The sequence below is a fragment of the Thermomonas sp. S9 genome (genome assembly GCF_024704365.1).
Classification (GTDB): Bacteria; Pseudomonadota; Gammaproteobacteria; order Xanthomonadales; family Xanthomonadaceae; genus Thermomonas.
In genome coordinates, this window is sequence record NZ_JAJDFY010000001.1 from 2,799,522 (window position 1) to 2,812,080 (window position 12,559).

Here is a 12,559-nt window from a genome sequence, read left to right on the forward strand (position 1 = left end):
TTTCCACGATTACATGCGGGATTCCTGGCGTTTACGCTAAAGTCTTGCCGTCCCCGGGGAGCCCGCCTACCGATGAACGCCGCCACCACCCCCAACCTGATGGGCATCACCGGCATCGCCCGCCGGCTGGTGCTGGACGGAGCGCTGGACGAGGCCACCGCGCGCCGCGCGATGGAGGCCGCCACCGCCGAGCGCACGCCACTGGCGATGTATCTGGCCCAGCACCGGCTGGCCACCCCTGCCGCGCTGGCGGCGGCCAATTCCATCGAGTTCGGGATGCCGCTGGTGGACGCGCTGGCGATCGACCCGGCGCAATCCGCAATCACCCTGGTCAAGGAGGACCTGCTGCGCAAGCATCAGGTGCTGCCGCTGTTCAAGCGCGGCAACCGCCTGTTCGTGGGCACGTCCGACCCCACCAACAACCAGGCCCTGGAAGAGCTGAAGTTCCACACCAACCTCACGGTGGAACCGATCCTGGTGGACTCCGAGCAAATCCGGCGCTGCCTGGAGCAGTGGCAGGAGGCCGCCGAGGCGCTGGGCGACGACCTGGACGATGCCGAGGGTATCGAGGGGCTGGAAGTCAGCGGCGGCGAGGATGAGTTCGCCAACGACACCGGGGTGGACGCCAAGGGCGAGGACACCCCCACGGTCAAGTTCGTCAACAAGGCGCTGGTGGATGCGATCCGCCGCGGCGCCTCGGACATCCATTTCGAGCCTTACGAAACCGAATACCGGGTGCGCTACCGTATCGACGGCATCCTCAAGATCTTCAAGAAGGTGCCGGTGAAGCTGCATGCCCGCATCGCCGCGCGCCTGAAGGTGATGGCGCAGCTGGACATCGCCGAGAAGCGGGTGCCGCAGGACGGCCGGATCAAGCTGAACCTCAGCAAGGGCAAGCAGGTGGACTTCCGCGTCAGCACCCTGCCCACCCTGTTCGGGGAGAAGGTGGTGCTGCGCATCCTGGACAGCAGCGCCGCCAAGATGGGCATCGAGAAGCTCGGCTACGAGCCGGCGCAGCAGAAGCTGTTCCTGGACGCCATCCACAAGCCCTACGGCATGGTGCTGGTGACCGGCCCCACCGGCTCGGGCAAGACCGTGAGCCTGTACACCGCGCTGGGCATCCTGAACGACGAGACCCGCAACATCAGCACGGTCGAGGACCCGGTGGAAATCCGCCTCCCCGGCGTCAACCAGGTGCAGCAGAACGCCAAGCGTGGCATGACCTTCGCCGCCGCCCTGCGCAGCTTCCTGCGCCAGGACCCGGACGTGATCATGGTCGGCGAAATCCGCGACCTGGAAACCGCCGAGATCGCGGTCAAGGCGGCCCAGACCGGCCACATGGTGCTCTCCACCCTGCACACCAACGACGCCCCGCAGACCATCGCGCGCCTGATGAACATGGGCATCGCGCCCTACAACATCACCAGTTCGGTGAACCTGGTGATCGCCCAGCGCCTGGTGCGGCGCCTGCACGACTGCAAGCGCGCGGTGCACCTGCCCGAGCACGCCCTGCTGGCGGAGGGGTTCACCGCGGACGAGGTCCACGCCGGCATCACCGTGTATGAGCCGGTGGGCTGCCCGGACTGCACCGAGGGCTACAAGGGGCGCGCCGGCATCTACCAGGTGATGCCGATGACCGAGGAAATCCAGCAAATCGTGCTGGCCGGTGGTAATGTCCAGCAATTGACCGAGGCCGCCCTGCGCAGCGGCGTCCGCGACCTGCGGCGTTCCGCGCTGGACAAGGTGAAACAGGGGATCACCAGCCTGGTCGAGATCAACCGCGTCACCAAGGATTGAAGGGGAGCCCCATGTCCGCACGCAGAGCCGCGATCAACAAGGCCCGGGAGAAAGCCGATACCCGCCGCCTGAACCCCCTGGAAGAGTTCGTCTGGCAGGGCCGCGACCAGCGCGGCAAGGTGATGAAGGGCGAGCAGCTGGCGCGCAATGCCAACCTGCTGCGCGCCGAACTGCGCAAGCAGGGCATCAACCCGATTGTGGTCAAGCCCAAGCCGAAACCGCTGTTCGGCGGCGCGACCAAGAAGATCAGCGCGCGCGATATCGCGGTGTTCAGCCGCCAGATCGCCACCATGATGAAATCCGGCGTGCCGATCGTGCAGGCGCTGGAGATCATCGGCGGCGGCAACAAGAACCCGGCCATGAAGAAGATGGTCAACAGCCTGCGCAACGACATCGAGGGCGGCGCCTCGATCTACGAGGCGATGAGCCAGTTCCCGGTGCAGTTCGACGAGCTCTACCGCAACCTGGTGCGCGCCGGCGAGGCCTCGGGCGTGCTGGAAACCGTGCTGGAGACCATCGCCGACTACAAGGAAAACATCGAGAGCATCAAGGGCAAGATCAAGAAGGCGCTGTTCTATCCGGCGGCGGTGATCGCGGTCGCCATCATCGTCTGTGCGGTGCTGATGATCTACGTGGTGCCGATCTTCAAGGAAACCTTCGCCGACTTCGGCGCCGACCTGCCGGCCTTCACCAATCTGGTGTTCGGCATTTCCGACATCCTGGTCAAGTGGTTCTGGCTGATCGGCATCATCGTCGGCGCCGGGATCGGCTTCTTCATCTACAGCTACAAACGCTCCGACCGCCTGCGCTACACCGTCGACCGGCTCATGCTCAAGCTCCCGGTGATCGGCAAGGTGCTGCACGAATCGGCCATCGCCCGCTTCGCCCGCACCCTGGCGGTCACCTTCAAGGCCGGCGTGCCGCTGGTAGAGGCGCTGGACAGCGTGGCCGGCGCCACCGGCAGCGTGGTGTACGAGCAGGCCGTGCTGAAGATGAAGGACGACGTGGCGGTGGGCTACCCGGTCAACGTGGCGATGAAGCAGATTGGCCTGTTTCCGCACATGGTGGTGCAGATGACCGCGATCGGCGAGGAGGCCGGCGCGCTGGACTCGATGCTGTTCAAGGTCGCGGAGTTCTACGAGGAAGAGGTCAAGAACACGGTGGACGCCCTGTCCAGCCTGATCGAGCCGATGGTGATGGTGGTGATCGGCGGCCTGGTCGGTTCGATCGTGGTCGCCATGTACCTGCCGATCTTCAAGATCGCGATGACCGTGATGTAAGCGGGGCACACGCGGCAGATGGCATTCCTCGACGCGCATCCCGGCCTCGGCTATCCCGCCGCGGCCGGGCTCGGACTGCTGGTGGGCAGCTTCCTCAACGTGGTGATCCTGCGCCTGCCGCGCCGGTTGGACTGGCAGTGGAAGCGCGAGGCGCGCGAGATCCTGGAGATTCCCGAGCTGTACGAGCCGCCACCGCCCGGAGTGGTGGTGGAGCGCTCGCACTGCCCGCGCTGCGGCCACCAGCTGGCGTGGTACGAGAACATCCCGCTGCTGAGCTGGTTGGCGCTGCGCGGGCGCTGCCGCAGCTGCAAGACCCCGATCTCGCTGCAATATCCGCTGGTCGAACTGCTGACCGGGCTGCTGTTCCTGGCCTGCGTCTGGCGCTTCGGGTTCGGCTGGAAGGGCTTCGGCGCGCTGCTGTTCACCGGCTATCTGGTCGCGCTGGCCGGGATCGACCTGCGCACCCGCCTGCTGCCCGACCAGCTCACCCTGCCGCTGCTGTGGCTGGGGCTGGTGGCGGCGATGGAGCATCTATATGTGCCGCCCAAGCCGGCCGTGCTGGGCGTAATGGCCGGCTACCTCAGCCTGTGGTCGGTGTACTGGCTATTCAAGCAGCTGACCGGCAAGGAAGGCATGGGCCACGGCGACTTCAAGCTGCTGGCCGCGATCGGGGCCTGGACCGGGCTTTCCGGGGTGCTGCCGACGATCCTGCTGTCCTCGCTGGTGGGTGCGGTGGTCGGCTCGCTGTGGCTGCTCGCCCAGGGCCGCGACAAGGCCACTCCGATCCCGTTCGGCCCGTACCTGGCCATCGCCGGCTGGATCAGCTTCATGTGGGGCAACGACCTGGTGCGGCTGTACCTGCACTGGGCCGGGCTGGCGTAAGCGCGCCGGCGCGGCACTCCATAATGCCGGCATGAGCGACTACCTCATCGGCCTGACCGGCGGCGTGGCCTCGGGCAAGAGCCTGGCCGAATCCGCATTCCGCGAGCTGGGCATCGGCGTGGCGGATGCCGATGCCGCCGCGCGCGCGGCGCTGGCGCCAGGCAGCTCAGGGGCTGCGCGAGGTGGTCGCGGCCTTCGGTCCGAATGTGCTCGGCGCAGACGGAAGCCTCGACCGTGCGGCAATGCGGCGGCGGATCTTCGAGGATGCGGAGGCCCGACACGTGCTGGAGGGCATCGTGCACCCGCGCGTGCGTGCTGCCTTGCACGCCGCATGCCAGACTGCCGCCAGCCCGTATGCCATCGCCTCGATCCCGCTGCTGGCCGAGGTCGGCGGGCGCCGCGCCTATCCAGGCTGCGCCGCATCCTGGTGATCGACGCCGACGAGGCGGCGCGCCTGGCGCGCCTGCAGGCGCGCGACGGCATCGAGGCCGGGCTGGCCCGCCGCATGCTGGCGGCACAAACCAGCCGCACGCAGCGGCTGGCGATCGCCGACGACGTGATCCGCAACGACGGCACGCCGGAGGCCTTGGCCGCGCAGGTCGCGGCGCTGGACCGGCTGTACCGGCGGCTGGCCGCGACCTGAGCGCGCCTGCCGCGAACGCCGCGTCAGCCCGCTGCCCCCTTGAGCAGAAGCTCGACCACCGGCAGATCCGCCGGCGGCATCGGGTAGTCCGGCAGCTTGCGCAGCGGCACCCAGGCCAGCGCCTGGCCCTCGACACCGCGCGGCTTGCCGCGGAAGCGCACCTCGCGCACGTCCAGCCGCACCCGCTTGCCGGGACTGTCGGCCTCCACGCAGGCGACCGGCGCGCCGATCTCGGCCTCGATCTCCAGCTCCTCGCGCAGCTCGCGCACGAGGGCGGCCTCCGGCGCCTCGCCCGGCTCCACCTTGCCACCGGGGAATTCCCACAGGCCGGCGAGGTCGCGCCCCTCGGTGCGCCGGGTCAGCAGGATGCGCCCGCGCGCATCCCGCAGCACCGCGGCCACCACGTGTACCGAGGGCGCGCTCATCGCGGCCGCCCGCGCCCCCGGCATGGCGCCGGGCGCATCCGCATGGCCCGTGGCTCAGGCCAACTGTCCATGGCAGTGCTTGAACTTCTTGCCGCTGCCGCAGGGGCAGGGATCGTTGCGCCCGATCCGGCCGGAGGCGATCAGCCGCTGCAGCTGGACATCCGCCGCTTCCTCGTCGGCGCCCAGCCCGCCCATGTCGGGATGCTGGAACTGCATCTGCCGGGCCACCGCCTCGGCGCGGGCGCGCTCCTGCGCTTCGGCCTCGGCCACTTCCTGCTCGCTGCGCACGCGGATGCGCGCCAGCAGCGAGATCACCTCGCGCTTGACCCGCTCCAGCAGCTCCGAGAACAGCTCGAACGCCTCGCGCTTGTACTCCTGCTTGGGCTGCTTCTGGGCATAGCCGCGCAGGTGGATGCCCTGGCGCAGGTAGTCCATGCGCGCCAGGTGTTCCTTCCAGTTCTGGTCCAGCACGTTGAGCATCACGTGCTTTTCCAGCATGCGCATGGTCTCGCTGCCGGTCTGCGCTTCCTTCTCGGCAAACAGCGCGTCCATCGCCTCCTGCACGAACTCCAGCACCTGGCCGGCGTCCAGCTCCTCGCGCCCCTTCTGCAGGCCCACCAGGTCCAGCTGCAGCCCGAATTCGGCGGCCAGCTCGGCCTCCAGCCCCGGCAGGTCCCACATCTCGTCGATCGACTCCGGCGGCACGAAACGCGCCACCGTGTCGGCCACCACGTCGCGGCGGATGCCTTCGATGTTCTCCTGGATGCTGTCGGCTTCCAGCAACTCGTTGCGCTGCTGGTAGATCACCTTGCGCTGGTCGTTGTTGACGTCGTCGAAGTCCAGCAGGTTCTTGCGGATGTCGAAGTTGTGGGCCTCGACCTTGCGCTGGGCATTGGCGATCTGGCGGGTCACCAGCGGCGACTCGATGATGTCGTCCTCCTTCAGGCCCATGCGCTCCATCACCTTCTTCACCCAGTCGGCGGCGAAGATGCGCATCAGGTTGTCTTCCAGCGACAGGTAGAAGCGCGACGACCCCGGGTCGCCCTGGCGCCCGGAACGGCCGCGCAGCTGGTTGTCGATGCGGCGCGACTCGTGGCGCTCGGTGCCGATGATGTGCAGGCCGCCGGCGGCTACCACCGCGTCGTGGCGCTGCTGCCATTCGGCCTTCACCCGCTCCTTCTCGGAGACCGGGGCATCCTCGCCCAGCGCCGCCAGCTCCGCTTCCAGCGAGCCGCCGAGCACGATGTCGGTACCACGACCGGCCATGTTGGTCGCAATGGTCACCGCACCCGGGCGGCCGGCCTGCGCCACGATGTGCGCCTCGCGCTCGTGCTGCTTGGCATTCAGCACCTCGTGCGCGATCCCGGCCTTGGCCAGTTCGTTGCTGAGCAGCTCGGACACCTCGATCGAAGTGGTGCCGACCAGCACCGGCTGGCCACGCTCCACGCACTCCAGGATGTCGCGAATCACCGCGCGATACTTGCCGGCCTTGTTGAGGAACACCAAATCGGAATGGTCCTTGCGGATCATCGGGCGGTGGGTGGGGATCACCACCACTTCCAGCCCGTAGATGTTCTGGAACTCGTAGGCCTCGGTGTCGGCGGTGCCGGTCATGCCCGAGAGCTTCTTGTACATGCGGAACAGGTTCTGGAACGTCACCGACGCCAGGGTCTGGTTCTCGCGCTGCACCGGCACGCGCTCCTTGGCCTCCACCGCCTGGTGCAGGCCGTCCGACCAGCGCCGCCCCGGCAGGGTGCGGCCGGTGAACTCATCGACGATGATCACCTCGCCGTCGCGCACGATGTAGTCCACGTCGCGCTGGTAGATCGAGTGCGCGCGCAGCGCCGCGTTCAGGTGGTGCACCACGTGGATGTTCTGCGCGGCGTACAGGCTCTCGTCCTCGCCCAGCACGCCGGCCTGGCGCAGCAGCGCCTCGGCGTGCTCCTGGCCGGCTTCGGACAGGTGGACCTGCTTCTGCTTCTCGTCCACCCAGTAGTCGCCTTCGGACTCCTCGGTCTCCTGGCGCTTCAGCGCCGGGACGATGGCATCCACCTTGATATACAGCTCTGGGGATTCATCGGCAGGACCTGAAATGATGAGCGGCGTACGCGCCTCGTCGATCAGGATCGAGTCCACCTCGTCCACGATCGCGAAGTTGAGGCCGCGCTGGAAGCGGTCCTCCTTGGCCAGCGCCATGTTGTCGCGCAGGTAGTCGAAGCCGAATTCGTTGTTGGTGCCGTAGGTGATGTCGCAGGCGTAGGCCGGGCCCTTGTCGGCATGGCTCATGCCGGGGTAGATCACGCCGACCGACAGCCCCAGCCAGTTGTAGAGCTTGCCCATCTGGGCGGCGTCGCGGCGGGCCAGGTAGTCGTTCACGGTGACCACGTGCACGCCCTTGCCTTCCAGCGCGTTCAGGTACACCGCGAGGGTCGCGGTCAGGGTCTTGCCCTCGCCGGTGCGCATCTCGGCGATCTTGCCGGCGTGCAGGACCATGCCGCCGATCAGCTGCACGTCGAAGTGGCGCATGCCGAACACGCGCACGGACGCCTCGCGGCAGACCGCGAACGCCTCGGGCAGCAGCTTGTCGAGCGACTCGCCCTTGCCGATGCGCTCCCGGAACTCGGCGGTCTTGGCCTTCAGCGCCTCGTCGGACAGCGCCTGCATCTGCGGTTCCAGCGCGTTGATCTTCCTGACCACGGCGCCGTACTGCTTGAGCAGGCGCTCGTTGCGGCTGCCGAAAATACTAGTGAGCAAACTATTGAGCATCGGTTGGGCAATCCCTGCGGGATGGGCGCCTGCGGCGCGGCATCGTAGATGTGGACGGCAACGCGCCCGACCGCGGGAGGCCCGGCGATCGGGAATCGTCAAGTTTAGCTGGTGGCGGCCCGCCGTGTTGGCAAGCCCCGGCCGTTGTCAGCCGCGGGCGGGCCCGTGCCGGGCCAGAGCATCGTTGTGGCCCAGGAACTTGCGCGGATTGCGCACCACCCCGTCCTGCCACAGCTCGAAATGGACGTGGGCACCGGTGGAGCGGCCGCTGGAGCCGGCGCGGGCGATCTCCTGCCCGGCGCGCACCAGATCGCCCACCTGCTGGGTCAGGCGCGAATTATGGGCATACCGGGTGACGTACCCGTTGCCATGGTCCACCTCGATGGTGTTGCCGTAGCCGTTGCGGACCCCGGCGAAGCTGACCATGCCGTCGGCGACCGCCAGCACCGGATCGCCGACGTTGGCCTGGAAGTCGATGCCTTTGTGGAACTGGCCGCCACCACCGAACGGATCGGCGCGGTCGCCGAAGCCGGAGGTGACGTAGCTGCCGGCGATCGGCAGGCGCGAGGGCAGCGCGTTGCGGTCCAGCTGACGGTTGAACAGCAGGGCCTCGAGCACGCCCAGCTGGGTGTCGGCGCGGCGGTAGTCGGCCTCCAGCGCGGACAGCCGCGCCTGCAGCTCGGCCGGCGGCATGTCGTGCGCGGCCTCGCCGCCGCCCTGGCCCGGTTCCTGGTCGAAATCGAACTCGCCGTCGTCCAGCTGGCCGGCGCGCGCCAGCCGGCTGCCCAGTGCGTTCAGGCGGTTGGCCTGCGCCTGCAGCTCGGCCAGGCGTGCCGCCAGTGCGTTGACCTCGCGCTGGGCATCGCGGCGCAGCTTGTCCAGTTCGGCCTGGCGCGCGGAATCCGCGGCCTGCAGGGCCTCGACCTCGGCCAGCCCGATCGCGCTGCGGACCGCGGCGCCGCACAGCATGCCGGCGCCCAGCAGCAGGGCCAGGGTGGCCCACGGCCTGCGCCGCATCCATGCGCGCAGGCGGTACGCCTGCGCGATCGCGCGCCGCGGAGTATCGTGTGGGTGGTCCGTTCCTGCCATGCCTCGATGCCTGATTCCCGCTCCGCCCCCCGGCGCCGGCCCGCGCGTCGCGCTGGACGCGCTGCTCGCCGGCCCCTCCGGGGGGGACGTTGCGCCGTGCCCAATGGCTCGCCGCGGTCGATCAACTGCTGCGTCCCCACCTGCCGGCGGGGCTGGCGGCGCATGCGCGCCTGGCCAACGTCCGCGGACGCCGGCTGGTGTTCCTCGTCGATGCCCCGGCCTGGCATGCCCGGCTGCGGCTGGCCTCGCCCGGCCTGATCGACGCCGCCCGTTCCCTCGGGCTGGAGGTGGAGGCGGTGGGCATCAAGGTGGCCGCCCAGCCGCTGGACCCGCCCGCCGCGCCGCGCCCCGCCGCCGGCCGCTGGCCCTTCGCCGGGCCTGCAGGCGGCATTGGCGCTGCTGCGCTCCGGTGCGGACGACGCGCCGGAGCCGCGCTGAGCAGGGCCCGCCGCAGGGACCCCCGGTCCGCCGCGGCGAGGGGGCATCCTAGCGGCACAAGCCGGTGATTGTAATTGCGCACCTGATTTGAGACAGTTTTGCACCTGATTTGAGACAGGGGTACACCCGCATTTTGGTCAGATTGCGGCCCCTATGCTCCATCCGGTCGCCTTACAGACCGAGAGCACAGCCTCGTCCTCGATGTAGGCGAGCCACCCGACCTTGGGCGCGTGGTACTCCCAGGCGCCGTCGATCCACAGCGCGATCTGGTCGGCCTTGCCGCTCCAGGCGCCGGTCGCGCCGGCAGGGATGATGTAGCGGTCGCCATCGGCCGGACTGGCGGGCGGCGCGGTCAGGTCGCGGTCTTTGACGGACAGGCCGACGATGGCCCCCAGGCGCTTGAGGTTGGCGTCCATCCCGGTGTGCCAGCCGGATTCGCCCAGGGTCCATCCGTAGGCGAGGCCAAGATTCGGATCGGTCAATGCCATGACATGTCTCCTTGCGGTGCGTTCAAACCGGATTCGCGGTGGGGTTATCCACCGCCCCAGTACTGGCCCCAGCGCAGGCCGTAGCCGGCGCGCTCGACGCTGCGCACCTGCGCCTGCCAGCTCACAAGCCCCTCGCGCTCGGCTTCGATCTCGATGGTGATGAGGTCTCCTTCGGCACCCGCGTCCACGGCGGCGCTGGCCACGTCCCAGGTCCAGGTGTTGCCGGTGAGGCCGCTCTGCGTGCGCACCAGAGTGCCGTTGCGGTCACGCAGGCGCACGGTGTAGGAGGTGCCGGGCTCGGGGCCGATGTCACCCTCGTCCTGCCGCACGAGGTAGGCGGTCTGCTGGGTGCGGTCGCGGTGCGCCCAGGTCAGGATCAGGTCGCCGGCGATCACGGCGGGTTCCTGCTGACCGTTGAGCCGGACGCGCCCCGGCGGGTACGGCCGCGCCTGGCGGCCGGCGAGCACGAGGGGCGCACCGTTGGCAGCCAGCACCGCATCCCCTTCGGCGCCGGTCGTGCGCGGGATGGCGGCCACGAACACCGACTCGCCCGGCGCGCGCTCGGCGGTCTCGGCGGCCAGCCACTCGCCCACGCCCACCAGCCGCGTGCCGGCCGGATGCATCTGCGGCGTGGTGTCGAGCACCCCGCGGGCGAGATCCACTGTGCCCGCGGTGGCATCGAAGGCGAGGATCGCCACGGCTTCGCGGATCTGGCCTGCGGCATCGACCAGGTAGGCGTAGTCGCCGATGCTCAGGCGCTCGGGGCTTGCCAGGGCCGTCACCGGCACGGTGAGCGCATCGGCCTCGCTCGCCGGCAAGGCGGCCTCCAGCCGCAGCAGCGGCGCGTAATCCTCGGTGGCCACCGCCTCCAGGCTTGCGCTGCCGGGGCCGGTGGCCAGCCGCCAGTTGAGTTGCCCTTGGCCGCCCGCAGCGGCCAGCGCGCCGACATAGGTGTCGGTGTCGGTGATCTGGGCCAGGTCAGCCCGGCTCAGGTTGCGCGCCAGTTCCCAGTACGGCACCTCGACCGCCAGCACCAGGGCGGGCGGCAGCGGCGCGAGCGGCGGCTCCTCGATCGGCGGCGGCGGGGGCGACAGAACGGTGTCGGTCATGCCGAAGACGTCCTCCACCGCCTCGATGCGCCACTCGATGGCGCCCAGCGCGCCGGTGTCGATGCCGGTCACGCGCACCACCATGCGCTCGATGCCAAGACGCGGCCAATGCAGCAGGAACACGTCCCCCGGCAGGGGCGGGCGCTCCAGGGCGGAAGGGGCGATGGTGAACGTCATGCGCGCCAAAGGCGAGCCGAGGGTGCGCAGATCGCGCAGCGCCAACCGCGCGGCCAGCGGACCAAAGTTGACGCCCGGATAGTCACGGCGCTGGTTGATCACCCCGCCTTGCAGCTGGATGGCCGCGAGGTTCTGCACCGAGACGGTGGCCTCGCCGCCGGTGGCCCAGTCGGTGTAGACCACGGTGATCTCGTTGGGCAACTCCCCCCACTGCGCGCGCTCGAAGCGCTCCATGCGCACGATCTCGTCGGGGCCCAGCAGCGGCAGGTCATCGATCCAGTAATCGTCGCGCAGCAGCTTCAGTTCGAACGTGCCCCGCTCCGGATCGACGTAGAGGATGCCGCCGATGTGGTCGAGCACCTGGGCGATGAAGCTCTCGATGGGCTGCTGGCGCGTCCAGATCAGGTTCAGCCCGAACTGCTCACTGGCCAGCACCGATGCGGCCTGGCCAAAGCCATTGCCGATGGCACTCAGCGGATAGCCCATGCCCCAGTGCGGGTCGGTCAGGCACTGTACCAGGATGTGCGCCGGGTTCATGCCGACGGTGACAAAGGCCCCGGTGTCGGCATCCCAGGCTCTCACCTCGGCCTCGGTGAGCCCCCATCCCGTATCGTGCCAGCCCGCCGTGAAGCGCCGCACCCGCACCGCCCAGGGCTTCAGATACGGGTTGTTGGTGGCCAGCAGGATCTTGCGCGCCACCAGCGACAGCACGCCGCGGAAGGCCGGGATGGCCGCGCCGAGGCGGCCCATCAGGTAGTCGTTGCGGCCCTGGGTGGGCGCGCCGCCCATCACGTCCACATCACCCACCACCCCGCCTTCGCGTTCGTCGCCGCCGAAGAGCCTGGGCGCATCGATCCGGATGCGCCCGAGCCCGTGGCCGGACGGCAGCGGTGCGCGGCTGGCATCGCCCCAGGCGGTGCGGTCGCCCACCTGGATCTCCTGCACCGCGTCCACCGGCCCCTGGCACAGCACCAGGTGCAGGCCCATCCGGTAGCGGTAGCCGACGGTCTGCTTTTTGCTCTTGCCGCCCATCAGTGCGGCTCCTCATGCCCCTGCCGGGCGACTTCGACCACGCGCAGTGCCATCGCATCGCCGGTGGCCAGCATGACCTGTGCCGGGATGCCCTCGCGCAGGAAGGCGCGGAAGTCCAGGCCGTGACGCGCGAACCAGGTGCGCGCGCCGTGCACGCACATCCCGGCGGCGCGCACGTGGGCGATGGTGACGGTCACGTCCTGGCTCACTTCTTGCCGCTCTTCTTCTTGATCGGTTCGGCCGCAAGGTCCCCGTACCAGACGACGTTGGCACCACGGATGAGCACCGCGCCGAAGACGACCGGGATCGGCCGGCCCTCCTCGGCCGTGGGCGCCTCGAAATCCTCCAGGGCGGCCGGCTTCGGGGCCGGCGGCTTGGGCATCAGGGCCACCGACAGCAGTGCGGTGACGACGATCGCGACGACGTACCACAT

General features: G+C 69.2%; 12 protein-coding genes and 2 pseudogenes. 7 read left to right on the forward strand and 7 right to left on the reverse strand.

Annotated elements, in window-relative coordinates:
- Positions 1-72 precede the first annotated feature (72 nt).
- From pilB to LJB71_RS14155, 6 genes and pseudogenes are all read left to right on the forward strand, one after another.
- Complete coding sequence (gene pilB / locus LJB71_RS14130; RefSeq protein ID WP_259304659.1) at positions 73-1,797, forward strand: type IV-A pilus assembly ATPase PilB; 1,725 nt, start codon at positions 73-75, stop codon at positions 1,795-1,797.
- An 11-nt stretch (positions 1,798-1,808) separates the two neighbouring features.
- On the forward strand, positions 1,809-3,077 hold the full coding sequence (locus LJB71_RS14135; protein ID WP_259304660.1) for a type II secretion system F family protein: 1,269 nt from the start codon (positions 1,809-1,811) through the stop codon (positions 3,075-3,077).
- Positions 3,078-3,095: 18 nt separating this feature from the next.
- Entirely contained in the window at positions 3,096-3,959 is an 864-nt protein-coding gene (locus LJB71_RS14140; RefSeq protein ID WP_259304661.1) for an A24 family peptidase, read from the forward strand.
- Between the two features lie 31 nt (positions 3,960-3,990).
- Positions 3,991-4,064, forward strand: a pseudogene (locus tag LJB71_RS14145) (dephospho-CoA kinase); the annotation flags it as partial.
- 20 nt (positions 4,065-4,084) lie between these two features.
- The gene (locus LJB71_RS14150) at positions 4,085-4,390 is read left to right on the forward strand and encodes a dephospho-CoA kinase (protein ID WP_259304832.1); all 306 of its coding nucleotides are present in this window, start codon (positions 4,085-4,087) and stop codon (positions 4,388-4,390) included.
- Positions 4,387-4,602, forward strand: coding sequence for a dephospho-CoA kinase (locus LJB71_RS14155; RefSeq protein ID WP_259304833.1), 216 nt, complete (start codon positions 4,387-4,389; stop codon positions 4,600-4,602). The genes LJB71_RS14150 and LJB71_RS14155 overlap by 4 nt, the downstream gene beginning before the upstream one ends.
- Before the next feature lie 6 nt (positions 4,603-4,608).
- Here the strand turns inward: LJB71_RS14155 and LJB71_RS14160 are convergent.
- From LJB71_RS14160 to LJB71_RS14170, 3 genes and pseudogenes are all read right to left on the reverse strand, one after another.
- Positions 4,609-5,027, reverse strand: a pseudogene (locus LJB71_RS14160) (NUDIX domain-containing protein); the annotation flags it as partial.
- A 54-nt stretch (positions 5,028-5,081) separates the two neighbouring features.
- Positions 5,082-7,793: a preprotein translocase subunit SecA gene (secA, locus tag LJB71_RS14165; RefSeq protein ID WP_114959825.1), complete on the reverse strand. Its 2,712-nt coding sequence runs from the start codon at positions 7,791-7,793 to the stop codon at positions 5,082-5,084.
- Positions 7,794-7,940: 147 nt separating this feature from the next.
- A complete protein-coding gene (locus LJB71_RS14170) occupies positions 7,941-8,810 on the reverse strand; it encodes a M23 family metallopeptidase (protein WP_240311073.1) in 870 nt (289 codons plus the stop codon).
- 161 nt (positions 8,811-8,971) lie between these two features.
- On the opposite strand from LJB71_RS14170, the gene LJB71_RS14175 reads away from it, so the two are divergent.
- Positions 8,972-9,388, forward strand: coding sequence for a DUF721 domain-containing protein (locus tag LJB71_RS14175; RefSeq protein ID WP_259304662.1), 417 nt, complete (start codon positions 8,972-8,974; stop codon positions 9,386-9,388).
- Positions 9,389-9,457: 69 nt separating this feature from the next.
- On the opposite strand, the gene LJB71_RS14180 is transcribed toward LJB71_RS14175, so the two are convergent.
- The 4 genes from LJB71_RS14180 to LJB71_RS14195 are packed head-to-tail and all read right to left on the reverse strand — an operon-like array spanning position 9,458 to position 12,559.
- The gene (locus LJB71_RS14180; protein WP_259304483.1) at positions 9,458-9,808 is read right to left on the reverse strand and encodes a DUF2793 domain-containing protein; all 351 of its coding nucleotides are present in this window, start codon (positions 9,806-9,808) and stop codon (positions 9,458-9,460) included.
- A gap of 44 nt (positions 9,809-9,852) precedes the next feature.
- On the reverse strand, positions 9,853-12,126 hold the full coding sequence (locus LJB71_RS14185) for a phage tail protein (RefSeq protein WP_259304482.1): 2,274 nt from the start codon (positions 12,124-12,126) through the stop codon (positions 9,853-9,855).
- On the reverse strand, positions 12,126-12,335 hold the full coding sequence (locus LJB71_RS14190) for a hypothetical protein (protein ID WP_259304481.1): 210 nt from the start codon (positions 12,333-12,335) through the stop codon (positions 12,126-12,128). The genes LJB71_RS14185 and LJB71_RS14190 overlap by 1 nt, the downstream gene beginning before the upstream one ends.
- Positions 12,332-12,559, reverse strand: coding sequence for a hypothetical protein (locus tag LJB71_RS14195; RefSeq protein ID WP_259304480.1), 228 nt, complete (start codon positions 12,557-12,559; stop codon positions 12,332-12,334). Before LJB71_RS14195 ends, LJB71_RS14190 begins: the two co-directional genes overlap by 4 nt.